This window comes from Allobosea sp. Root483D1 (assembly GCF_001429505.1).
GTDB lineage: Bacteria > Pseudomonadota > Alphaproteobacteria > Rhizobiales > Beijerinckiaceae > Allobosea.
Genome location: NZ_LMJW01000022.1, coordinates 395,331 through 418,019 on the forward strand (window position 1 = coordinate 395,331; position 22,689 = coordinate 418,019).

The 22,689-nt window shown below is 67.3% G+C and carries 26 protein-coding genes; 11 read left to right on the forward strand and 15 right to left on the reverse strand.

The features are described from left to right. The 7 genes from ASE66_RS24745 to ASE66_RS24775 form a co-directional block, all read right to left on the reverse strand. Positions 1-376 (reverse strand): GAF domain-containing protein (locus ASE66_RS24745; RefSeq protein WP_244495055.1); only part of this gene is annotated, 376 nt, incomplete at its 3' end. 590 nt (positions 377-966) lie between these two features. Further along, positions 967-1,962: a TRAP transporter substrate-binding protein gene (locus ASE66_RS24750; protein WP_057192400.1), complete on the reverse strand. Its 996-nt coding sequence runs from the start codon at positions 1,960-1,962 to the stop codon at positions 967-969. A 51-nt stretch (positions 1,963-2,013) separates the two neighbouring features. Further along, entirely contained in the window at positions 2,014-3,297 is a 1,284-nt protein-coding gene (locus ASE66_RS24755) for a TRAP transporter large permease subunit (protein WP_057192401.1), read from the reverse strand. After that, positions 3,294-3,839: a TRAP transporter small permease gene (locus tag ASE66_RS24760; RefSeq protein ID WP_057192402.1), complete on the reverse strand. Its 546-nt coding sequence runs from the start codon at positions 3,837-3,839 to the stop codon at positions 3,294-3,296. The genes ASE66_RS24755 and ASE66_RS24760 overlap by 4 nt, the downstream gene beginning before the upstream one ends. Next, positions 3,836-4,804, reverse strand: a complete 969-nt coding sequence (locus ASE66_RS24765; RefSeq protein WP_057192403.1) for an amidohydrolase family protein — start codon at positions 4,802-4,804, stop codon at positions 3,836-3,838. Before ASE66_RS24765 ends, ASE66_RS24760 begins: the two co-directional genes overlap by 4 nt. 164 nt (positions 4,805-4,968) lie before the next feature. After that, a complete protein-coding gene (locus ASE66_RS24770; RefSeq protein WP_082613714.1) occupies positions 4,969-6,366 on the reverse strand; it encodes a hypothetical protein in 1,398 nt (465 codons plus the stop codon). Between the two features lie 40 nt (positions 6,367-6,406). Beyond that, positions 6,407-7,078 (reverse strand): cyclase family protein, encoded by a 672-nt coding sequence (locus ASE66_RS24775; RefSeq protein ID WP_057192404.1) that lies wholly within the window; start codon positions 7,076-7,078, stop codon positions 6,407-6,409. A gap of 113 nt (positions 7,079-7,191) precedes the next feature. On the opposite strand from ASE66_RS24775, the gene ASE66_RS24780 reads away from it, so the two are divergent. From ASE66_RS24780 to ASE66_RS24800, 5 genes are all read left to right on the forward strand, one after another. Beyond that, entirely contained in the window at positions 7,192-7,950 is a 759-nt protein-coding gene (locus ASE66_RS24780) for a GntR family transcriptional regulator (RefSeq protein WP_057192405.1), read from the forward strand. An 81-nt stretch (positions 7,951-8,031) separates the two neighbouring features. Further along, positions 8,032-9,045, forward strand: coding sequence for a TRAP transporter substrate-binding protein (locus ASE66_RS24785; protein WP_082613715.1), 1,014 nt, complete (start codon positions 8,032-8,034; stop codon positions 9,043-9,045). A gap of 21 nt (positions 9,046-9,066) precedes the next feature. Further along, the gene (locus tag ASE66_RS24790; RefSeq protein WP_057192406.1) at positions 9,067-10,365 is read left to right on the forward strand and encodes a TRAP transporter large permease; all 1,299 of its coding nucleotides are present in this window, start codon (positions 9,067-9,069) and stop codon (positions 10,363-10,365) included. After that, positions 10,362-10,871, forward strand: coding sequence for a TRAP transporter small permease (locus tag ASE66_RS24795; protein WP_057192407.1), 510 nt, complete (start codon positions 10,362-10,364; stop codon positions 10,869-10,871). The genes ASE66_RS24790 and ASE66_RS24795 overlap by 4 nt, the downstream gene beginning before the upstream one ends. Before the next feature lie 32 nt (positions 10,872-10,903). Further along, positions 10,904-11,674: an SDR family NAD(P)-dependent oxidoreductase gene (locus ASE66_RS24800; protein WP_057192408.1), complete on the forward strand. Its 771-nt coding sequence runs from the start codon at positions 10,904-10,906 to the stop codon at positions 11,672-11,674. An 18-nt stretch (positions 11,675-11,692) separates the two neighbouring features. Here the strand turns inward: ASE66_RS24800 and ASE66_RS24805 are convergent, their stop codons facing one another. From ASE66_RS24805 to ASE66_RS24815, 3 genes are read right to left on the reverse strand one after another with little or no spacing between them, the layout of a single operon-like run. Then, positions 11,693-12,577 carry an NAD(P)-dependent oxidoreductase gene (locus ASE66_RS24805; RefSeq protein WP_057192409.1) on the reverse strand — a complete coding sequence of 295 codons (885 nt, stop codon included), beginning with the start codon at positions 12,575-12,577 and terminating at the stop codon, positions 11,693-11,695. Next, positions 12,574-13,356 carry an enoyl-CoA hydratase/isomerase family protein gene (locus ASE66_RS24810; protein WP_057192410.1) on the reverse strand — a complete coding sequence of 261 codons (783 nt, stop codon included), beginning with the start codon at positions 13,354-13,356 and terminating at the stop codon, positions 12,574-12,576. Before ASE66_RS24810 ends, ASE66_RS24805 begins: the two co-directional genes overlap by 4 nt. Positions 13,357-13,367: 11 nt before the next feature. Beyond that, positions 13,368-14,561 carry a CaiB/BaiF CoA transferase family protein gene (locus ASE66_RS24815; RefSeq protein WP_057193364.1) on the reverse strand — a complete coding sequence of 398 codons (1,194 nt, stop codon included), beginning with the start codon at positions 14,559-14,561 and terminating at the stop codon, positions 13,368-13,370. 220 nt (positions 14,562-14,781) lie between these two features. Between ASE66_RS24815 and ASE66_RS24820 the strand changes: the two genes are divergently transcribed. From ASE66_RS24820 to ASE66_RS24830, 3 genes are all read left to right on the forward strand, one after another. After that, positions 14,782-15,609, forward strand: a complete 828-nt coding sequence (locus tag ASE66_RS24820; RefSeq protein ID WP_057192411.1) for a phosphogluconate dehydrogenase C-terminal domain-containing protein — start codon at positions 14,782-14,784, stop codon at positions 15,607-15,609. Positions 15,610-15,692: 83 nt separating this feature from the next. Continuing rightward, positions 15,693-16,328: a pyridoxamine 5'-phosphate oxidase family protein gene (locus tag ASE66_RS24825; protein WP_057192412.1), complete on the forward strand. Its 636-nt coding sequence runs from the start codon at positions 15,693-15,695 to the stop codon at positions 16,326-16,328. An 84-nt stretch (positions 16,329-16,412) separates the two neighbouring features. Then, positions 16,413-16,754 carry a winged helix-turn-helix domain-containing protein gene (locus ASE66_RS24830; RefSeq protein WP_057193366.1) on the forward strand — a complete coding sequence of 114 codons (342 nt, stop codon included), beginning with the start codon at positions 16,413-16,415 and terminating at the stop codon, positions 16,752-16,754. 4 nt (positions 16,755-16,758) lie between these two features. Here the strand turns inward: ASE66_RS24830 and modC are convergent, their stop codons facing one another. The 3 genes from modC to modA are packed head-to-tail and all read right to left on the reverse strand — an operon-like array spanning position 16,759 to position 19,362. After that, positions 16,759-17,850 carry a molybdenum ABC transporter ATP-binding protein gene (gene modC, locus ASE66_RS24835; protein ID WP_057192413.1) on the reverse strand — a complete coding sequence of 364 codons (1,092 nt, stop codon included), beginning with the start codon at positions 17,848-17,850 and terminating at the stop codon, positions 16,759-16,761. Next, positions 17,847-18,545, reverse strand: coding sequence for a molybdate ABC transporter permease subunit (gene modB, locus ASE66_RS24840; protein ID WP_413814291.1), 699 nt, complete (start codon positions 18,543-18,545; stop codon positions 17,847-17,849). The genes modC and modB overlap by 4 nt, the downstream gene beginning before the upstream one ends. 10 nt (positions 18,546-18,555) lie before the next feature. Then, entirely contained in the window at positions 18,556-19,362 is an 807-nt protein-coding gene (gene modA / locus ASE66_RS24845) for a molybdate ABC transporter substrate-binding protein (protein ID WP_057192415.1), read from the reverse strand. A 113-nt stretch (positions 19,363-19,475) separates the two neighbouring features. Here modA and ASE66_RS24850 point away from each other — a divergent pair, with 113 nt between their 5' ends. Then, positions 19,476-19,682, forward strand: coding sequence for a TOBE domain-containing protein (locus ASE66_RS24850; protein ID WP_057192416.1), 207 nt, complete (start codon positions 19,476-19,478; stop codon positions 19,680-19,682). A gap of 315 nt (positions 19,683-19,997) precedes the next feature. Further along, entirely contained in the window at positions 19,998-20,645 is a 648-nt protein-coding gene (locus ASE66_RS24855; RefSeq protein ID WP_244495056.1) for an ankyrin repeat domain-containing protein, read from the forward strand. Here the strand turns inward: ASE66_RS24855 and ASE66_RS24860 are convergent, their stop codons facing one another. Continuing rightward, positions 20,646-21,395, reverse strand: a complete 750-nt coding sequence (locus tag ASE66_RS24860; RefSeq protein ID WP_057192418.1) for a hypothetical protein — start codon at positions 21,393-21,395, stop codon at positions 20,646-20,648. A 135-nt stretch (positions 21,396-21,530) separates the two neighbouring features. Between ASE66_RS24860 and ASE66_RS24865 the strand changes: the two genes are divergently transcribed. Beyond that, entirely contained in the window at positions 21,531-22,454 is a 924-nt protein-coding gene (locus ASE66_RS24865; protein WP_057192419.1) for a glutaminase, read from the forward strand. A gap of 12 nt (positions 22,455-22,466) precedes the next feature. Here the strand turns inward: ASE66_RS24865 and ASE66_RS32545 are convergent. After that, a partial coding sequence (locus ASE66_RS32545) for a hypothetical protein (protein ID WP_057192420.1) occupies positions 22,467-22,689 on the reverse strand: 223 nt, incomplete at its 5' end.

The following is a 22,689-nucleotide window of genomic DNA, read 5'->3' on the forward strand; positions in this document are numbered from 1 at the left end:
CGCCGTCGCTGATCAGCGGCACCACCAGCTCCGAGCGCGAGGCGGCATCGCAGGCGATATGGCCGGGGAAGGCGTGCACGTCTTCGACCAGCATCGTTTCGCGCCGGGCAACCGCCGCGCCGCAGACACCGCGCCCGACCGGGATGCGCACGCAAGCCGGCTTGCCCTGGAACGGGCCGAGCACCAGTTCGCCATCGCGCATCAGGTAGAACCCGGCCCAGTTCAGGGCCGGCATCGCGTCGTAGAGCAGCGCCGAGAGATTGGCGGCGTTGGCGATCGCATCGCGCTCGCCATGCAGCAGGCCTTCGAGTTGCTGACCGAGCTCCCTGTAGAAGCCGGGCTTGTCGCTGGCCGAGATCGTCGCCGCCTGGAACATCGTCGCCTCCGTCAATCGAGGCTGGATATGCGCCGCCGCAGCGGATTTTGCGAGGGCTATTGCCGGCCGGAGGGCGGGGGGCAGCTGCGCGTCCAGAGCAAGAAGGCGGAGAGCCGCCGCAGTTGCCGTCTGGCAAAGTAGAGCAGGTAAACCATCATGCGTCTCCGAGTTGGGAGCCCACGACAGATCGTGGCGCTTTTAGCTTTGGTGACGCGGTGCAAGCTGCTCCGGCAAATCCCGCGATCGGCCCGCATCGCTGCGGTCGATCCTCAAATCATTCGCAATCACCGCTTCCGGGTCAATGAAACGGCTGTTCAAAGATTTGATGACAATTGGCGAAATCGCATCGAGGCGCGGGTCGTTACACGCTGATTGTTCTGTCGACTGGTCTCGCCGTGATGGTCGGCTTGTCCCGACCATCGATGTTTTCGCCCGAGGATAGAGGGCGCGGGGAACCCTTCTCCCGTGTGGGAGAAGGGCAGGGATGAGGGCCCGCCCTAACAATAGAGGGGGCAACAGCGCCGTCTCGCCCTAGTCATCAGCGGCGGNCCGCGCATCTCACATCCGCTTTCGCCTTGCGGCAGGTCTCCTCAGACCGCGGTCTTCTTGATCGCGTTCAGCGTCTCGCTGCCGTATTTGCCGACGAATTCCTTCTCGACCTCGGCGGTGACGATTTTGGCGAAGGAGTCGCGGTCGGGTGTCTCGACCGCCTGCATGCCGGCCTTCTTCAGTTCGGCGAGGCTCGAGCCCTCGGTGTCCTCGTTCATCTTGCGCTGGATGCCGGCGCATTCGATCGCGATGGCAGCCAGCACCTGCTGGATATCGGCCGGCATCGCGTCGAACTTGGTCTTGTTCATCACCAGCGGGCCGGTGGTGAAGGCATGGCGCGTCAGCGAAAGATGCTTCTGCACCTCGTTGAACTTGGCGTTGAGGATCAGCGTCACCGGGTTCTCCTGGCCGTCGACCGTGCCGGTTTCCAGTGCGGTGAAGAGCTCGGTGAAGGCCATCGGGGTCGGGATCGCGCCGAGCAGCTGGAACGCCTTGATATGGGCCGGGTTCGGCGTGGTGCGGATCTTCAGGCCCTTGAGGTCGGCGGCGGTCGCGACCGGGCGGCGGTTGTTGGTGAGGTTGCGCCAGCCGATCTCCCAGGTGGCGAGCGCCTTCAGGTTCGAGCCTTCGAGTTCCTTGCGCAGGCCGTCACCGATCGGGCCGTCCATCACGGCGGCGGCGTGCTTGCGGCTCTGGATCAGGAAGGGCAGGTCGAGCACGTTGAGCTTGGGCGCGAGCCCCGTGAAGAACGGGTTGCCGGTCAGGCAGATGTCGAGCGAGCCGCCGCGCACCGCGCTGATCGTCTGCGCATCCGAGCCGAGCGCGCCGTTGGCGAAGACCTGGACCTCGTAGCGGCCCTGGCTCTTGGCCTTGACCTGCTCGGCGAAGAGCAGCGCCGCCTTGTGCCAGCTGTCGGCTTCCGGATGCGGATGGGCGAAGCGCAGTTTCGTCGCCTGCGCCAGGGCTGGGCGGCCAATGGCGAAGAGGGCGATGCCGGCGCTGGCGCCGGTGAGGGCTGTTCTGCGGGTGATGGTCATGATGGCGTCCTCCGGTCCTTGTTGTTGGTTGGGCAGGCAGAGCAGGGCGCGTCAGCGCCCGTAGAACCAGCGCGCCGGCACAGTGACGATCTCCGGCACGAGGATCAGCAGCAGAAGCACGGCGACCTGCGCCAGCAGGAAGGGCATGACGCCGCGGACGACCTTGTCCATCGGGATGCGGCCGACGGCGCAGACGACGTTCAGCACGACGCCGACCGGCGGGGTCAGCAGGCCGATGGCGTTGTTGATGATGAACATCACACCGAAATAGACCGGGTCGATGCCCGCCTGCTTGACGATCGGCATCAGTACCGGTGTCAGGATCAGCACGGTCGGGATGAAGTCGAGCGCCGTGCCGACGACGATGACAAGGAACATCATCGCGAACATCAGCAGCGTCTTCGATTCGATCAGCGGGCCGAGCAGGCTCGCGACCTGGCTCGGGATGTCGGCGATGGTGATCAGCCAGGCTGAGACCATCGCCGCCGCGACCAGGAACATCACCGCGGCCGAGGTCTTGAGTGCGCTGAGCAGGGCCGGGCGCAGATGCTCGAATTTCAGCTCGCGATAGACAAAGCCGCCGACAAACCCGGCATAGACCGCGGCGACGACCGCAGCCTCGGTCGGTGTGAAGGCGCCGCCCTTCATGCCGCCGATGATCAGGAAGGGCAGGCCGAGTGCCCAGAGGCCGTCGAGCGCCGATCGCCCGACCTCGCGCACGCTGGCGCGCTGGGGGCGAGCCGCCGGCTCGTCGCGCGCGACGACGTACCAGGTGATCACCAGCGCCAAGCCCATCAGCAGGCCCGGCACGATTCCGGCGAGGAAGAGGCGGGTGATCGAGACGCCGGCGGCGACGCCGAAGACGACGAAGCCGATCGAGGGCGGGATCACCGGCGCGATGATGCCGCCGGCCGAGATCAGCCCGGCGGCGCGCGGCAGGTTGTAGCCGGCCTGCTTCATCATCGGCAGCAGGATGGCGGCGAGCGCGGCGGTATCCGCGACAGCCGAGCCGGAGATGCTCGCCATTACCAGCGCCGCCAGCACCGCGACATAACCGAGCCCGCCGCGGACATGGCCGACCATCGTCACTGCGAGCGCGATGATCCGGCGCGAGAGGCCGCCGGCATTCATCAATTCGCCGGCGAGCATGAAGAACGGCACTGCCATCAGCGGGAAGGAATCGGCACCGCCGATCAGGTTCTGCGCCAGGATCTGCGAGTCGAAGGTGTCGAGCTGCAGCATCAGCGCGACGCCGCAGACGAGCAGCGCCATCGCGATCGGCATGCCCAGCGCCATGGCGCCGATCAGCGAGCCGAGGAAGATGAAGACGGTCATGGCCGCTTCTCCGCGGCCTGCTGGTTCTCGAAGGCGGTGAGCTCCTCCGATTCCGCCCCGACGACGAGTTCGTCATCCGGCATGCGGCCGATCAGGAGCCGCGCCAATGCGATCAGGTTGAGCGCGCCGATGCCGAGCCCGCCGACGAGGCCGGCGAGATAGGTCACGGCGACGGGCACGCCGGTGACCGGCTGGTGGTTCTCGACATTGATCGAGGCCTGCTGCCAGCAGCCGACCACCAGCATTCCCATGCAGAGCAGCGACAGGGCCTCGACCGCGAGCCGGCACCACCAGCGGCCATTGCGGCCGAGCATGGTGACGACGGTAGTCATGCCGAGATGCTGGCCGTCCTTCGCCACCAGGAAGGCGCCGCCGAAGGTCAGCCAGACGAAGATCAGCCGCGACAATTCCTCCGAGGAGATGATGCCGGAGCTGAAGCCGTAGCGCAGCACGACATTGCCGAAGACCATGGCGATCATCACGACGAAACCGGCGATCAGCAGGTCCTCGGTCAGCCGCAGGAGCAGTGCGCGTAATTTCATGCGGCAGCTCCCGTGGCTGCGAGCCCGTACCAGCGCGCGGCGTTGTCATGGAACAAGGCGAGGCGCTCGGCCGCCGGCCGCTCGTGGACCGCGGCCTTGAACACGTCGAAGATCGTGCCGAACGAGGCGCAGAGGCTGTCGACCGGGAAATTACTGGCGAAGGCGCAGCGCCGAGCGCCAAAGGCCGAGATCACGCCCGCGATCACTGGCGCCTGCAAGTCCAGCGTCCATGCCTGCCCGGGCACACCGATGCCGGAGATCTTGGCGACGACATTGGGTTCGCGGGCGAGGCGGCCCAGCGCTGCGCGCCAGGCGGCGAGGCCCTCGGGGCTGCGGTCGGCCGGCAGGCCGGCATGGTTCAGGATGATGGTGGTCGCCGGGAAATCGCGGGCAAGCTCCGCCGCCTCGTCGAGGTGCCACCACGGCGTCTGCAGGTCGAAGCTGAGCCCGGCGCCGGCGAGCAGGCCATAACCGTCGCGCCATTTGCGATCGCGCATCGAGCCGGGCGCGGCGAAATGCGGTTGGAGATCCTCGCGAGCAACGGCTTTGGGCTTATGCCGGACACTGCGCACCAAAGGCAGGTCGCGATAGGCCGCGACGGCCTCGCCGACGTCCTCGCGATCGAGCCAGATCTGGCCGATCGCGGCGCTGGGCAGGCCATGGTCGCGCGCAACTTCGCTGGCCCAGCGCATCTCGCCGATCGGATCGCGCGGGTCCCATTCGCCTTCCATCAGCACGCTGCCGACGACGAGATGGCCCGCGATGGCGCGGCGATAATCGGCCGGCATGAAGTTGCTCTTGATCGCGCTGTAATCGCCATAGCGGAAGGCGACCGGGCGATCGCTCAGCCAGGGATGATAATTGCGCGCAAGGTCGAAGAAATGGTGGTGGGCGTCGATGATCGGCAGATCGTCATCGACGCCGGAGGCGAGGAAGCGGGCACGCTGGTCGGAGCTGGCGACCATGGTCTAGCTCCGCTGCGGCGGGAGGCTGGTGTGCTTCGGGCCGTGCCCGGCCGGTCCGGTGCTCGCGCCCGTCATCCCTGCCTCCCGATCGTTTCCTCAGCGTCGCCGTTTCCGATTAGGTCCAGGCGATTATTGTATGCTGCATACAGAATGTTGCCGCGGAGTCAAAGCGCGCCCGGGTTGAACAGCGCATCCTGCTCGCGGCGCAGGCGAACCAGCGTCGTGCTCTCGTCAAGCGCGATGTCGGCGCAAGTCACCACTGCGCCGCGCGCCACCTTGCGCACCACTGGCCGCCCGGAGGTGAGGTAGTAGGGGACGGGCTCGCTCGGCCCGAGCGGGCGGGCGGGGGTCAATTGCGGCTCCAACCCTTCGATGACATGGCGATAGCCCATGGTCAGCGTTTCGCCGGGCTCGAGATCGCGGCTCGCGCGCGCCGTCAGGTCGACGCGCGGCAGGACTTCGGCACCGCCGGTCGACTGGCCGAGCAGCGCTGCCGAGAGCGCCGACATCGGCGCCTCCGCCCCGAGCAGATGCACGGGATTGTGCAGCAGGACATAGCGGCCATCCGGCGAGCAGGGGATGCCTTTGCCGGCAAAGAGCTTGCCGGTGGCGAGGTCCGGCGTCTCGGCGATGACGAAGACGCCGCCGGCGAAGGAGAGCTCGTCCGGCCGCCTGAGGCAGTTGAACATGTCGACCCGGCCGGTGCCGGAAAGCAGGCCGCCCTCGGCCGCCGGCCGGAACAGGCTCGGCAATTCGGTGGTGCGGGCGATCGGTGCATGCATCGCCGCGATATCGGGCATCAGCCCGGTATGGTTGGCGACGATGCCCATCTCGCAGAGGTCGGGAACGGTGGCGCGCGGGAATGGCAATTTGGCGCGGGCGTCGAGCAGGCTGAGCGGGTCGCTGCCGAATTTGCCGAAGGCCGCGGCGAAATCAGTTGCGGGCACGGCCTTTTCCCAGGCCGTGACCGTGCCGGCGTCCGAATCCCAAACGAAATCGGATTCGCTCGACTTGCCGGCGGCGACGATCGGCAGGCCGAGGACGCGGGCCCAGCCGATCAGCCCGATCAGCAGGCTCGGCTGGTCGCCGTCGACCGGGGTATGCACGACGCCGTTCTGCCTGGCGCGGTGGGCCAGGATCGGGCCGATGATGCACTCGGCCTCCTTGGTCACCATGACGAGATGGCGGCCAGCTTCGATCGCGGCGAGCGCGGTCATCGCCGCCCCCTCAGGATCGCCGGTCGCCTCGATAACGACGTCGACGGCAAGCCCTTCCAGATGAGCGGCATCGCCGATCAGCGCGACCAGCCCGCGTTCGAGCGCCGCCTTGGCTTCGGCAACGCTATGACAGGCAACGATCTCGCCTTCGGTCAGGCCGCCGGCGAGCGCCGCCTTGCGGGCGCGGCCGATGTCGAGATCGCAGACCACGCGCGGCTCGATATGCGGCGCGCGCCGCGCCTGGCCGATGAAACTTGCGCCGAATTCGCCGGCGCCAACCAGGGCGGCGGAGATCACGCGGTCGGGAGCACTGGGCTTCAGCGCGAACAGGTTCTCGATGTTCACTTGGGGTCGCTTTCGTTCGGGCGGGGCAGGGCGGCGGCCGTCAGACGGCCAGCCCCTCGATGGCGTAGATGCGGGCGGGGGCGCCGTCGGCGTTCGGGATCAGCAGCGGCGCCGCCGAGAACAAATTGCGCGGCGCGGTGAGCTTGCTGGTGTTGACGACGTATTCGATCAGCGTGACGCCATGGCTGAGCAGGACATGGTGCGTCACATGCTCGGGCTTGGGCACCTCCTTGCCTTCGAGCAGCAGCCGGATCGGATAATCCTGCGGGAAATCGAAGGCGACGGCGCTCGGCTTGCGCTCGGCCAGCCATTGCGCCGCCTCCAGCGTCAGCCAGGGCGCCTGCGTCCAGAAGCTCTTGTCCTGGTAGTCGCGCCGGTCGTTCCAACGCGTGGCGAGCAGCAGGATTTCGCCATCTGCCCCGCCGTGATCGGCGGCCGCGAGATGCTCGGGCCCGATCGGCTCATTGGCAGGGCACTGGCTCAGGTCGAGCACACGGCAGGGGCCAACCACCTGGCTGAGCGGCGTCTTCTCGATCGTCGGCGCGCCGGCGACGAAATGCGCGGCGGCGTCGACATGCGAGAAGCCATGGCAGGGGCCGTTGATCTTCGACACCCGGAACTGGTCGCCCGCGGCGATGTCGCCCTTGACCGAAAGCTCTACCGGCCAGCGGAAATGCGGCGCGATCGGCATGGAAAGGTCGATGATGTTCATGCTGGGCTCCGTTGGCGGCGGGAGGCTTGAAATCTTCCGGTCTGATAGGGCGATGGACTCTTGCATGCAAGAAATTTTCACAGTCAGATCATGAGACGAGATATAGGTCCTCCATGTCTGATCAGCTCGATACAACCCCCCTTGCCGCCTTGCTCGCCAAGCTGCCGCTGCCGGATAAGGGCCGGCGCAAGGGCAGCCTGCATGCCAATACGGTCGCGCAATTGCGCAACATGATCGTCACCAGCGTGCTGGCGCCAGGAGCGCGGCTGAACGAGCGCGAGCTCTGCGAGCAGCTCTCGGTGTCGCGCACCCCTGTGCGCGAGGCGATCAAGACCTTGATCCAGGACGGGCTTCTGCGCTCGCTGCCGAACCATTCGGCGGTAGTGACGGAGCTCGATCTCGATGAGATTACCGCACTGATCGATGTCGTCTCGGTGATCGAGGGGCTGGCCGGCGAACTCGCCGCCGCACGCGCCACCGACGAGGCCGTCGCCGAAATCGGCCTGCTGCACTACAAGATGATGCTGCACCATACCCGCGACGAGCTGGCGGGCTATTTCGAAGCCAACAAGGCTTTCCACAAGGCGATCATCGAATTGTCCGGCAATTCGGTCCTCGCCTGGGTCTGGGACCTGCTGGCGCTGCGGGTCGACCGGGCGCGCTTCTCCTCCAACCTCTGGCCGACCCGTTGGCGGGCCGCGATCGACGAGCATCGCCAGATCCTCGATGCGCTTTCGGCGCGCGACTCCGCCCGCGCCAGCATCGCCTTGCGTGAGCATGTCCGCAACGGGCTCTCGGGGCTCGTCGCCTCCCTGAAGACGCGCAGCGGGGCTGCGGTCTCCGACGAGCCGCCCCGCGTCAAAGGCGGTTGACGTTCCAATTTCTTGTATGCAAGGCTTGCGCTAGGTCACGAAGAGGACCGTTGCTGCTTGCACGCAAAGGGGAGGAACGTCATGGCTGGGAAGGTCGATCCGACACGTCGCATGGTGCTGGCTGGAGGTGCGGCGGCGGCTGTCGTGCTGCCCGCGATCAGGCCGGCTCGCGCCGCCGTCGAACTGCGCCTGACCCATCCGGCCGACACCAGCCATCCGGTGCACATCGAGGCCGAGGCGATGGTGAAGCGCATCGCCGAGCGCACCAAGGATCAGGTCAAGATCACGATCTTCCCGAACAATGCGCTCGGCTCGCCGGTCGAGGCGGCGCAGCAGACGCGGCTCGGCGCCATCGATTTCATGCTGCTGAACCCGGCGAACATCGAGGCTCTCTCGAAGACCATCGGCGTCATCAACATCCCCTACCAGTTCGATAGCTACGAGCACGCCCACAAGACGCTCGATGTCACCGGGCGCGACTGGGTCGCCGAACAGCTCAAGACGGCCGGCTTCACCTGGATCGCCAATTTCGAATGGGGCTTCCGCGCGCTGACCAACAGCCGCAAGCCGGTCAACCAGCCGGCCGACGTCCAGGGGCTCAAGATCCGCGTTCCGCCCGAGCTCGCGATCAAGGCGGCGTTCGAGGCGCTCGGCGCCAGCACCCAGACGATCGCCTTCCAGGAGGTCTACCTGGCACTCGCCAACAAGGTGGTCGACGGCCAGGACAATCCGGTCGGCACCACCTTCGCCGCCAAGTTCTACGAGGCGCAGAAGCATCTGGCGCTGACCAGGCACATCTATGCCTCGATCATGTTCTGCGCCAATCCGCGCACCTTCGCCAACAAGCTGAGCGAGGAGCAGCGCAAGATCATCGCCGAGGAGGGCACTAAGGCCGGTGCCGCCGCGCGCAAGGGCGTGCGCGAGAACGAGGAGGCCAATCTCGCTGCGATGCAGAAGGCCGGCGTCGAGATCACCCGGCCGGATGTCGCGCCGTTCCGCGACAAGATGGGCCCGGCCTATGAGCAGCTGCGCAAGGCGCTCGGCGACGACACCTGGAACGCCTGGACCAAGCTGGTCGCGGCCGCCCGGGCCTGACGAGAGCGCAAGACGCCGGCCATGCTCATCACTGCCGTTCTGCTCGGCGTCTGCTTCGTCATCCTCGTCGGATTGCCGATCGCTGTCGCCCTCGGCCTCGTCGCCGTCGTCACCATGGTGGCGACGGTCGGGCCCGACCTGCTGGTGATCTTCATCCAGCGCACCTATGCCGGGACGACCTCGTTCCCGCTGCTGGCGATCCCGTTCTTCGTGCTTGCCGGCAATCTGATGAATGTCGGCGGCACGACCGAGCGCATCTTCCAGGTCGCCCAGCTCTGTGTCGGCCGCATCCGCGGCGGTCTCGCCCATGTCAATGTCATCGGCTCGGTGATCTTCGCCGGCATGTCCGGCTCGGCCGTGGCGGATGCCGCCGGCATGGGGGTGATCGAGCATCGCGCCATGACCAAGGCCGGCTATACCGGCCGCTTCGCGGCGACGATCACCGCCGTCTCCTCGACGATCGGGCCGATCATCCCGCCGAGCATCCCCTTCGTCATCTATGGCAGCCTCGCCAATGTCTCGGTCGGCGCGCTCTTCCTCGCCGGCATCGTGCCGGGCCTGCTGATGGCGGTGGCGCTGATGGGCGTCATCGGCGTCGCCGCGAAATACATGGATCTGCCGCGCGGCGAGGCACTGCCGCCCTTCCGCGAGGCTGCGCGGATCATTGCCAAGGCCGGGCCGGCGCTGCTGCTGCCGCCGACGATCCTGCTGGTCATCTTCACCGGCATCGCGACGCCGACCGAAGCCGCGGTCGTCGCCGCGGCCTATGCCTTCGCCCTCGGCCGCTTCGTCTATCGCGAGCTGGGTTGGGCCGCGACGGTCGAGGTGCTCTGGGACACCGCCCGCCAGACGGCGCAGGTGATGTTCATCATCGCGCTCGCCGCGCCCTTCGGCTGGGTGCTGATCCAGCAGCAGATCCCCAACGCGATCCTGAACGCCTTCCTCGGCATGTCGTCCGAGCCCTGGGTGATCCTCCTGATCATAAATGCGGTCCTGCTGCTGCTCGGCATGTTCATCGAAGGCATCGCCATCATGATCATCGCCTATCCGGTGCTGCTGCCGATCATCGCCAAGATCGGCGTCGATCCCGTGCATTTCGGCGTGATCCTGGTGCTCAACATCATGATCGGCCTGGTGACGCCGCCGGTGGGCCTGTGCCTCTACGTCGTCGCCGGCATCGCCAAGCTCTCGATCGCCGAGATCACCCGCGAGATCTGGCCCTATGTGCTGGCGCTGATCGGCGTGCTGATGCTGGTCACCTATGTGCCGGCCTTCTCGCTCTGGCTGCCGCACACGCTCGGCTACGGGGTGACGCCATGATCCTCGGCACTCTCGGCGCGCTCGACCGCGCTGTCGCGGCAGCCTGCAAATATGGCGCGATCGCCTGCCTGCTCGGACTGTTCGTCCTGCTGGCGGCTGCGATCGTGCTCAGGCTCGTGCCGCTCTTCACCATCGCCGGCTATGACGAGATCGTCGAATTGCTCTTCATCTGGCTGGTGATGCTGACCTCGCTGGCGCTCTGGCGCGAGGGCTCGCTCTACCGGGTCGTCCTGCTCGAGGAGCTCCTGCCCAGAAGCGGGCGGCGCGTGCTCGAGGTCGCGATCAACCTCGTCATGTTCGGCTTCGCTCTGATTCTTGCCGTCTACGGCTACGAGTTCATGACGATGTCCGGCGAGACCACGCCTTTCCTGCGGCTCGACAAGGGCTGGTGGTACGCTGCCATCCCCGGCTGCGCCGCGCTGATGGCGCTCTACAGCCTGGCCTGGCTCTGGCGGGTGGTGCGCCGCGGCGAGGCGCTGGAAACGACAGCGACGCTGATCGGCTGACCAGCGACATTCCGACGAGCAAGGACACTGAGATGCCGAGACTTCAGGGCAAGGTCGCGATCATCACCGGCGGCGCCGGCGGCATCGGTGCGGCGACGGCCGAGCTCTTCGCTGAGGAGGGCGCGCGCGTCGTGCTCGTCGACATCGATCGCGAGGCGCTGGAGGCGGTCACGAGCGGCATCGCGGCGCGCGTCGCCGGCGCCGAGCTCCTGCCGCTCGCGCTCGATGTCGGGCAGGAGAGCACGGCGACGACGATCGTCGCTGAGACGCTGGCGCGCTTCGGCGCCATCGATGTGCTGGTCAACAATGCCGGCATCCGCTCCTATGAGCCGCTCCATGAGGCGAAGGCGGAAACCTGGCAGAAGATCCTTTCGGTCAACCTGCTGAGCTACGCCTATCTCGCCCGCGAGGCGCTGCCGGCGCTGCGGGCGTCCGGCAAGGGCGCGATCGTCAACATCTCCTCGACGCACGCCTTCAACCCGCGCGCCGGCATGGGGCAGTACGACGTCGCCAAGGCCGGCATCATCTCGCTGACCAAGACGCTCGCCTTCGAGGAGGTCGGGCATGGCGTGCGCGTCAACGCGGTCTGCCCGGGCCTGACGCTGACGCCCTTCCACGTCCGCCGCTTTGCGCCGCAGGGCAAGACCGAGCAGGACATGCGTACCGAGACGGTGACGCATAACATCCAGGGCCGCTGGGCCGACCCGCGCGAGATCGCTTATCCGATCCTCTGGCTCGCTTCGGACGAGGCCTCGGTGATGACGGCCTCCGTCATCATGGCCGATGGCGGCACGCGGGTCTGACGCAGTGGGGGCGTCGCTTTAGTGCGGCGCCTGCCCAACCTCAGGCAGCACCTTCAGCACTGCGATCGCGTCGAGCTCGCTATCGCCCTGCGCGACCAGCATCCGGTAGAGCGTTGTCGCTTGCGCCACCATCGGCATTGCGAGGTGATGCTCGCGGCCGGCCTCCATCAGCATTTCGAGGTCCTTCAGCACCTGCCTCGCGTAGCCTTTCGGCGCGAAGTCGCGCGCGACCATGCGCGGCATCATCGCCTGCAATACCGCCGAATTGCCGAGGCCCGGCGCCAACGCCGCGGGAATTTTGTCGGCATCGACGCCATAGGCTTCCGCCAGCCGCAGCGATTCCGCCACCACGACGTAATTGGTCAGGCATAGCGCCTGGTTGACCAGCTTGGTCGCCTGGCCGGCGCCGACCGCGCCCATATGGGTGAAGAGGCCAAGACTCTCGGCCAGTGGCCGCACCGCTGCGATCGCCTCGGACGTGCCACCGGCCATGATCGCGAGCTTGCCGGCCTCCGCCGCCGGCGGGCCGCCCGAGACGGGCGCGTCGATGAAGCCGATGCCGGCCTCCGACAGCGCCGCCGCGATCGCCTTGGTCACGTCGATCTCGGTCGTCGAGAAATCGATGACGATCGTGCCGGGCGCCAACTTGGCAGAGAGGATGCCGGCTTCGCCGCTGACCACCGCCTGCACCGCCTTGGTGGTGGTCACTGCGATGCAGACGGGGTTGGTGCGCTCGGCGACCTCCGCTGGAGAGGCGGCGAGGATGACGCCGAGCGCTTCGGCTTCCGCTCGCCTGACCGGGTCGAGATCGAAGCCGACGACGGTGCGGCCGGTCGTGATCAGGCGCTTGCAGAAGCCAGCGCCCATCAGCCCGAGGCCGATGAAGCCGATGGTCTCGCTCATTTGCCCTGCCAGTTCGGCGTGCGCTTGCCGAGGAAGGCTTCCATGCCCTCGCGGAAATCGGCGCTGGTGTAGCAGAGGGTGACGAGGTCATCGCCATCGACATCGGCGCTGGCCGCCACCGTGAGCCGGCGCAGCGCCTCCTTGGTGGCGCGCATCGTCAATGGCGCATGGCCGCGGATCGTCTGTGCCAGTTCCTTAACCCGCGCCATCAGCGCGGCATGGTCGTCGACGAGTTCGTTGTAGAGCCCGACGCGGTGGCCTTCCTCGGCCTCCATCAGCCTCGCGGTGAAGATGATGTCCTTGACCCGGGCGGCCCCGAGCAGGCTGGCGAGCCGGGCATAGTTCGCCATCGACAGGCAGTTGCCGAGCGTGCGCGCGACCGGGAAGCCGAAGCGGGCCGATTGCGTCGCGATCCTGAGGTCGCAGGCGCAGGCGATCGCTGCGCCGCCGCCGGTGACCGCGCCGGCGATCGCGGCGATCGTGGGCACCGTGCAGCTCTCGATCGAGGTGATCACCCGCTCGATCCGGTTCTCATAGGCGAGGGCGTCTTCCGCCGTCTTGAACTCACGGAACTGGGAGATGTCGGTGCCGGCGGCGAAAGCCTTCTCGCCGGCGCCTGTGACCACGAACACCTTCGGTGCGCCATGCTTCTCGGGATTGCCGAGGATCTCGGCCAGCCCCTCATACATGGCGAAGGTCAGCGCGTTGCGCGCCTGCGGCCGGTTCAGCGTGACCGTGCCGACCCCGTCGGCGACGTCGTAGAGAATCTCGTCAGTCATCCAAATACCTTTCAGATCGCGCCTTCGGCCTTGAGGTCGGCGATGGCCGCCTCATCGAGACCGAGTTCGGCGAGAAGTTCGTGATTATGGTCGCCGGCGTCCGGCGTCGGCGTCGCGATGCTGGCCGGGGTGCGCGACAGGCTGACCGGCTCGCCGACGACGCGGATGTCGCCGAGCTTGGGATGCTGGACCGATTGGGCGATGCCGAGATGCTGCACCTGCGGATCGTCGAAGACGGCGTCGACCGCGTAGATCGGCCCGGCCGGCACCGAGGCCTTCTCGCAGGCGTCGAGCCAGTAGGCGCTGTCCTGCCTGGTCATGATCTCCTCGAGCAGAATGCGCAGCTCTGGCCGCGCCGCGTAGCGCTTTTCCATGTTGTCGTAGCGCGGGTCGGTCGCGAGCTCGGGCCGGCCGAGCGCACCGCAGAAGGAGCGCCAGTGCCCCTCGGCACCGACGCCGAGATTGATATGGCCGTCGCGCGTCGCGTAGACGCCCATCGGCGTCGCATAGGGATGGTCGTTGCCGGCCTGCGGCGGCACCTTGCCCTCGACCAGATAGCGCGCCACCTGGAAGTCCATCATGCCGATCTGCGCTTCGAGCAGCGAGGTCTGCACCCATTGCCCTTTGCCCGACACGGCCCGTTCCTGCAGCGCCACCAGCGCGCCGATCGCGCCATAGAGTCCGGCGGCGGAATCGGCGACGGCGATGCCGGCGCGCACCGGCCCCTGGCCGGGCAGGCCGGTGACCGACATCATCCCGCCCATGCCCTGGGCGATCTGGTCGAAGCCGGCGCGCAGGCGATAGGGCCCGCTCTGGCCGAAGCCCGAGATCGAGACCAGGATCAGGCGGGGATTGAGCGCATGTAGCGTCTCGAAATCGAGGCCGAGCCGCTCCTTCACATCGGGGCGGAAGTTCTCGACCAGCAGGTCCGCGGTGGCGATCAGCTTGCGCAGGATCGCCTTGGCCGGCTCCTTCTTCAGGTTGAGCGTCAGCGAGCGCTTGTTCCGGTGCAGGTTCTGCATGTCGTAGCCATGCCGCGGCCCGCTCATGTTCTCGTTCGGATCGACGCCCGGCGGGCTTTCGACCTTGATCACGTCGGCGCCGAAATCGGCGAAGATGCGGGTGCAGGTCGGCCCGGCGCGCACGCGCGTCAGATCGAGCACGCGCAGAGCTTCGAGGGCGGTGGACGGCGTCGGGCGAGGCATGATGATCCGGATGCGTGACAAGGGCGCCGACTATCCCGTCATCATCCCGAGGCGTCAATCTTTGGCGCTATCTTGCATGCAAGATTGGTGGGCAAGCCATGCGCCAGCCGGACAACGGGCGCACGCAAGCTGCGGAACACCGGCGTTGACGACCGGCGGAAAGGCTTGCGAGCTTGTCGGACAGCGTCGGCAACGGACGCGTGGACGCGGGAGGACAACGATGACGGTGGTCGCACTGTTCGGTGCCGGCGGCAAGATGGGCATGCGGCTCGGCCGCAATCTCGCCCGCTCGCGCTTCGAGACACGCCATGTCGAGATCAGTCCGGCCGGCCAGGACCGCATCCGCGAGGCCTTCGGTGCCGCTTGCATAGAGCCGGATGCCGCGATCGCTGGGGCGGAGGTCGTGATCCTGGCGGTGCCGGATACGGCGGTCGGCGCGGTCGCTGCCGGCCTCGTGCCGAAGCTGGCGCCCGGGACGATCGTCGTCATTCTCGACGCCGCGGCACCCTATGCCGGCCTTCTGCCTGAGCGCGCCGACATAACCTATTTCGTCACCCATCCCTGCCATCCGCCGATCTTCAGCGACGAAACCGACCCGGCCGCCCGCGCCGACCATTTCGGCGGCATCGCCGCCAAGCAGCACATCGTCAACGCGTTGATGCAGGGGCCGGAGGCGCATTACGGGCTCGGCGAGGAGGTGGCGCGGGCGATCTGGGCGCCGGTGATGCGCTCGCACCGCGTCACCGTCGAGCAGATGGCGATCCTCGAGCCCGGCTTGTCGGAAACCGTCTGCGCCACATTGCTCGACGCGATGCGCGAGGCGATGGAGGAGGTGATCGCGCGCGGCGTGCCACGCGAGGCGGCGCGCGACTTCCTGCTCGGCCATATGAACATCCTGGCGGCTGTGACCTTCGGCGAGGTCCAGGGCGTCTTCTCCGACGCCTGCAACAAGGCGATCGTCTTCGGCAAGGAGACGATCCTGAAGCCGGACTGGAAACGCCTGTTCGAGCCGGACGAGATTGCCGACAGCGTCCGGCGCATCACCTGAGGTTGTGGCGAGGCTTCGGCCGGTCTCGAAGCCGTGTTATGCCTCCTTCGCCGGCTCGGCCGGCATGCCTTCGGAGAGACGAGATGAACGCGATCAGCGAGAAGCCTGGCACGACGGTCGATGATGTCGAGCAATTGCGCTCGGTCGTCGGCGAAGTGCCGCCGATCGCGCAGAAGAAGGTGCTCGACCGGCTCGACCGGTTCTGCCGCGATTTCATCGCGCTCTCGCCCTTCCTCGTGCTGGCCAGCGCCGACAGCGAGGGCAGGGCGGATGCCAGCCCGCGCGGCGACGGGCCGGGCTTCGTCCAGGTGCTCGACGAGCGGACGCTGCTGATTCCCGATCGGCGTGGCAACAACCGTGTCGATTCCTTCGCCAACGTGCTGAGCGCGCCCGGCGTCGGCCTGGTCTTCTTCGTGCCGGGGATTAACGAGACCTTGCGCGTCAATGGAAGGGCGCGGATGACCACGGATGCGACGCTGCTGGAGCCTTTGGCCATGCAGGAGAAGGCGCCGAAGCTCGGCCTGATCGTCGAGGTCGACGAAGCCTATTTCCATTGCGGCAAGGCGCTGCTCCGCTCGAAGCTCTGGGCTCAGGAGACGCAGGTCGAGCGCAGCAGCTTCCCGACGCTCGGCCGCATCATCGCCGACCAGACCAAGGCGGTCGATGCCGCAGAAGCCGACGCCAATCTGGAAGAGGCCTACCGCTTGCGGCTCTATTGAGCGCGCACGGCCGCGGAGGGCTGGGCATTGTCTAAGGCGGACCAGTCCTTGCCAGCGACGCGCTTCAGCTTCCGGCTCGACTTCATGCCGGGCGGGCGCCTCGGCCCCGGCAAGGTGCAACTGCTGGAGGCGATCGGCGAGACCGGCTCGATTTCGGCAGCCGGCCGCGCGATGAAGATGTCCTATCGCCGCGCCTGGCTGCTGGTCGACGATCTCAACCGCATCTTCCGCGCGCCGCTCGTCGAGGCGCAGCCCGGCGGGGCCAAGGGTGGCGGCGCCCATCTGACGCCGCTCGGGCGCGAGATCGTCGCTAATTATCGCGCCATCGAGGCGAAGACGCTGGAAGCGGGGGCGGAGGAGATTGAAGCGCTGCGCGCGGCGGTTTCGCCTACGGCTCCCGCGCGCGAGCCCGGCAAGAAGGCCTGAGCACTCACGGCGTATCGATCGAGACGCTCTTGATCACCGCATAGACCGGGCTGCCGGGAGCCAGGCGCAATTGCACGGCCGATTTCACGGTGAGGCGGGCGAGCAGGCCGGCGCCATTGCAATCGAGCCTCACTTCGAGCGCTCCGCCATCGCCTTGCCGATCGCCGATCGCTGAAACACGTGCCGGCAGGACATTGAGCGCGCTGATCCCGTCGAGCGGCTTGAGGCTGAGCATCACGTCGCTGGCGAGGATGCGCACGCGCAGCCCCGTTCCTTCCGGCACCCTGCGCCGGGCGATCTGCAGCGGCCCGGCTGCGGTCTCCAGGATCGTCAGGCCGTGTTCCGGCTCGTGGCGCAGCACGCGCGCGTCGAGAATCGCGCCGGCCTCCGCCGAGGCGGAGAGGATCGGCACGTCGGGGCGGGACATCAGCTCGGCGGTCGGACCGCTCATCGAGACCTTGCCCTGGTCGAGGATGACGAGATGCGTCGCCAGCCGCGCCACCTCGGCGATCGAATGCGAGACATAGACAATCGGGATGCCGAAGCCGTCGCGCAGGCGTTCGATGTAAGGCAGGATCTCGGCCTTGCGCTCCTCGTCGAGCGAGGCGAGCGGCTCGTCCATCAGGAGAAGGCGAGGCTTCGCGAGCAGGGCCCGGCCGATTGCGACGCGCTGCTTCTCGCCGCCGGAAAGCGCGCCCGGCTGCCGCTGCAGCAGGTGGCCGATGCCGAGCAGGTCGAGCACGTCGTCGAGCTTGCTGCCGCCATCCTCCGCCGTCGGCGCGAACCAGCGGCCATAGAGCAGGTTCTGCCGCACCGAGAGATGCGGGAAGAGCCGTGCTTCCTGGAAGACATAGCCGATGCGGCGCCGATGCTTCGGTACGAAGACGTCGGCCGCGCTGTCGACCATCACCCGCCCGTCGATGACGACGCGGCCTTGTTGTGGCCGGATCAGGCCGGAGATCACGTTGACGAGCGAGGTCTTGCCCGAGCCCGAGCGGCCGAACAGCGCCGTCAGCCGCCCATCCGAGGCGAATTCGGCATCGAGCGCGAAGGCGCCCAGCCGATGCGCAATGGAAACCTCGATGACCGGGCTCATTCGACGGCGATCCGCCGGCCGACCAGCCGCGCCAGGAACTCCGAGGCGAACAGCGCCGCGACCGAGATCGCGATCGAGATCAGCGTCAGCCGCATCGCGCCGGCATCGCCGTTGGGCACCTGGGTGAAGGTGTAGATCGCCGAGGGCAGCGTCTGCGTCTCGCCGGGGATGTTGGAGACGAAGGTGATGGTCGCGCCGAATTCGCCCATCGCCTTGGCGAAGCACAGGATCATGCCGGCGAGGATGCCGGGCAAAGCGAGCGGCAGTGTCACCGTCAGGAACACCCAGAACGGGCCGGCGCCGAGCGTCCCTGCCGCATCTTCGAGCTTGCGGTCGATCGCCTCGATCGAGAGCCGGATCGCCCGGACCATCAGCGGAAAGCCCATCACGGCGCAGGCCAGCGCCGCGCCCGTCCAGCGGAAGGAGAGGACGATGCCGAACCAGTCATAGAGGAACTGGCCGATCGGCCCGCGCCGTCCGAAGCCGATCAGCAGGAGATAGCCGGTAACGACCGGCGGCATGATCAGCGGCAGGTGAATGACGGCGTCGAGCAGCGACTTGCCCCAGAAGCGCCCGCGCGCCAGCAGCCACCCAGCGGCGAGCCCCAGAGGCAGGCTCGCCAGCATGGCGGTGGTGGCGACGATCAGGCTGAGGCGGACGGCCGTCCATTCCTCCGGCGTCAGCCAGTCGCTCACGAGCAATCCCTCAGGAGGACGAGGCGGGCTTGTTCAGGACCGTGAAGCCCTGCTTCTCGAAGCTGGCCTTGGCGCCGTTTCCGCGCAGCCAGGTGAGGAAGCCCTGCGCGTCGGGGTTGGCCGAATCCTTGGTGATCGCGACCGGATAGATGATCGGCGGATGGGTATCTTCAGGGAAGGTCGCGATCACCTTGACCTTCGGGTCGGCGGCGGCGTCGGTGGTGTAGACGATGCCGAGCGGCGCCTCGCCGCGCGAAACCAGCAGCAGCGCGGCGCGGACATTGTCGCTCTGGGCGATCTTGTCCTTGACCTTGTCCCAGCCGCCGAGCTTCTCCAGCGCCGCCTTGCCGTATTTGCCGGCCGGCACCGAATCGACATTGCCCATGGCGAGCCGGCCCTGGCCGAGCGCGGCGGAGAGGTCGACGCCCGGAGCCAAGGTTGCCGTGGTCTTGGCGTCGGCGGGGGCGATCAGCGCGATCCGGTTGGCGAGCAGGCTGACGCGGCTTTCCTTGACGATCAGGTTCTTGCCGGCCGCATAGTCCATCCAGTCGAGATCGGCCGAGAGGAAGAGATCGGCCGGCGCGCCGCTTTCGAGCTGCTTCGCCAATGCGTTGCTGGCGGCGTAGGAGATTTTCGGCGCCGGCTTGCCGCTCTCCTTGACCCAGTTGGCCGCGGCCTCGTCGAGCGCGTTCTTCAGGCTCGCGGCGGCGAAGATCACCAGTTCCTTGCTCTGGGCGAAGGCCGGGCCGGCGAAGGACGCGACGCCGATCAGCAGCGCGGCGGTGAAACCCAGAACGTGACGGCGGTTCGATGACATGAGGGGCCTCGCTGCGGTTGCGGTCGCTATGTGCGGCCGAATATAACGGTGAGCGACCAAAGGTCGAGTCTGCTGCTGCAGGCTCGCGAGGTTGTCAGATGGAGAAAACGGACATGAAGATTTCCGCCCGCAACCAGCTCAAGGGCACCATCGTCGAGATCGTCAAGGGCGCGACCACCGCCCATGTCAAGCTCGATGTCGGCGGCGCCATTGTCACTTCGGCGATCACCAATGCCGCGGTCGACGAGCTCAAGCTCGCAGTCGGGCAGAAGGCCTATGCCGTCGTGAAGGCATCGGACGTGATGATCGCGATCGACTGATCGGGGCGCATTCGGTTGCGCGGCCGATGCCGGCTGCGTAGCCTTCCGCGCAAAGAAAAAGGCCCACGCCGGAGCGCAGGCCCAAGTCTAGGGAGGAAACGCCCAAGGAGGGCGACGCAGCATCTCTGCTGCGGTGCACAGGAGATAGGACGCTCAGGCTCGGCCTGCAAGAGGGAAGGGGCAGCAAGGCTGACCTTAATTTGTGCACGATGCGTTTTTTCGCGCCGATCGCGTGAAAACAGGAGGCGCAAGCAGATGCCTGAGACGAAACGACGCGGGGCGAACGTTTGCCGAAATGGGTTTTCGGCACTGCTCGTGGCTGCAGTAATCAGCGTAAGCGGAGCTGCAGTCGCCCAGGTTCCGCCGTCGCCGGCTGAGGTGTCCGCCTATGACGGGCTGCATCTGGCGGCTTATCGCGGCGATCTGGCGGCTCTCCGGCAAGCGGTTGCGGCCGGCCGTGGCCTTGAAGTTCGCGACGACCGGGGCCGCACCGCGCTGCATGTCGCGACGCATGCCCGCCAGCGCGAGGCGATGCGCGAGCTCGCGAAGGCGGGCGCCGATGTGCGCGCACTCGATGGCCGCGCCTATGACGCGATCACCATCGCCGCGGTCGCCGACGATATCGAGACCATGCGGACTGCGCTCGCCATCGGCGGCGATCCGCGCGCGATCACCAGCCCCTATCTCGGCACGGCGCTGATCGCGGCTGCCCATCTCGGCCATGACGGCGTGGTGCGCGACCTGATCGCCGCCGGCGCGCCGCTCGACCATGTCAACAATCTCGGTTGGACCGCCCTGATCGAGGCGGTGATCCTCGGCAATGGCGGGCCACGCCATGTCGAGACGGTGCGGGCGCTGGTCGGGGCGGGTGCACGCCGCGACCTCGCCGATCGCGACGGCGCCACGCCGCTCGAACACGCCCGCCGCCGAGGCTATGCGGCGATGGTCGCGCTGCTGCGGTAGTCAGGCAGGGAAGTCCGGCGCCGGCAGGCTCGCGACCAGCGCCGTCAGCCCGTCGCTGTAGCGCTGGCGCAGATCAGCCCAATAGGGGTGATTGCTGTCGTATTTGGCGAGGTGCCGGGTCGAGAAACTGTCGGCTTCGTAACGCAGGAGGTCGATCGGCGGCGCGACCGAGAGGTTCGAGCGCACTGTGGCATCGAAGGAGAGCAGCGTGAGCTTGGCGGCTTCGTCGAGCCCGCTCGCTTCCTGCAGCGCCCGGTCGAGGATCGGCTTGCCGTATTTGGTCTCGCCGAGCTGGAGAAACTGGGTGCGCCCCGAGGCTTCGACGAAGTTGCCGGCCGAATAGACCTGGAACAGGCGGTGCGGCTCGCCGGCGATCTGGCCGGCGACGATGAAGGAGCCATTCGGGTCGCCATAGGGTTCGACGAAGGCGCGATTGGCCCGCAGCACCTCGCGCAGGACGCCGCCGACGATCTGCGCCACGTCGAACATGGTGCGCGCCGCCAGGATGTCGCGGTTCTCGCCGCCCGCGGCGCTGTCCTGCTTATGCCTGGTGTATTGCCGGATCATGGTGATCACAGCCTGCGTCGTCGCCAGGTTCCCGGCCGAGAGGATCGCGATCACCCGCTCGTTCGGCACCTCGAACAGAGCCAGCTTCTTGACCACGGCGATCTGGTCGACGCCGGCGCTGGAGCGCGAATCGGAGGCGAGGATCAGGCCCGACGGCAGCAGGATCCCGAGGCAATAGGTCATGGGCAGCTCCCCAGCAGGGGCGCAGCATGCGCAGGGGCAAGGGCTTTGCCAAGCTCTCGTCGGCGCGATTGCGGCATCGACGGGCGGATGCCAAGGTCGGCTGCCTATCGGCTGGGCAGCGGCGGAGTTCGGACATTGCGTAATCTGTCGGACATCGTCGCTGGCGTGCATGCCGATATCGCCGAGCATATCGGCGGGGGCAAGGTGGCCGACTACATCCCTGCGCTGTCGCGGGTCGATCCGCGCCATTTCGGCCTCGCCATCGTCACCTCCAGCGGCGAACGGGTCGAGGCCGGCGATGCCGGCGTTCCGTTCTCGATCCAGAGCATCTCCAAGGTCTTCACCCTGACGCTGGCGCTGGAGCGGGTCGGCGCCCGGCTCTGGCAGCGTGTCGGGCGCGAGCCCTCGGGCTCAGCTTTCAATTCCATCGTCCAGCTCGAGCAGGAGCGCGGCGTACCGCGGAACCCGTTCATCAATGCCGGCGCGCTGGTCGTCACCGATTCGCTGCTGACCGGCCGCACGCCGAAAAAGACGGCGGCCGAAATCCTCGCCTTCCTGCGCGCGCGTTCGGGCGATCCTTCGGTCTCGATCGACGATGCGGTCGCGAGTTCGGAGGCGCAGACCGGCTTCCGCAATGCCAGCCTCGCCAATTTCATCCGCGCCTTCGGCAATCTGAAGAACCCGGTCGCCGAAGTCCTCGACGTCTATTTTCATCAATGCGCGTTGAGCTTGAGTTGCGCCCAGCTCGCCCGCGCCGGTCTCTTCCTCGCCGGCGACGGCGTCGATCCGCTGACCGGCGATATGGTCTGCCGCCCGGCGCGGGCGCGCCGCGTCAAGGCGCTGATGATGACCTGCGGCCATTACGACGCCTCGGGCGAGTTCGCCTTCAAGGTGGGCTTGCCCGGCAAGAGCGGCGTCGGCGGCGGCATCCTCGCCATCGTGCCGAAGCAGGCGGCGATCGCGGTCTGGTCGCCGGGGCTCAACGCCGCCGGCACCTCGCATGTCGGAGCGCTCGCGCTCGAACGCCTGGTCGAGCGCACCGGCTGGTCGGTATTTTGAGGGCAGCGCCCCTCAGAAGGCGACCTTCAATGTCGCAGCGCCGGCGTAGGATTGGGCGCTTCTGGAAAGTTCGCTGTCGAAGCGGGCGCCGAGGCTGACAGCTGGCGAGAAGCGAATGTCGAGGCCGGCCGAGACCAGGGCGGCGTTACGGTCGGGCCTGGTGCCGTCGAATCTGAAGCCCGAGCCCGGCAGGCCGATGAGCTCGGCGTTGAAGCGGGCATCGCGCTGCGCATAA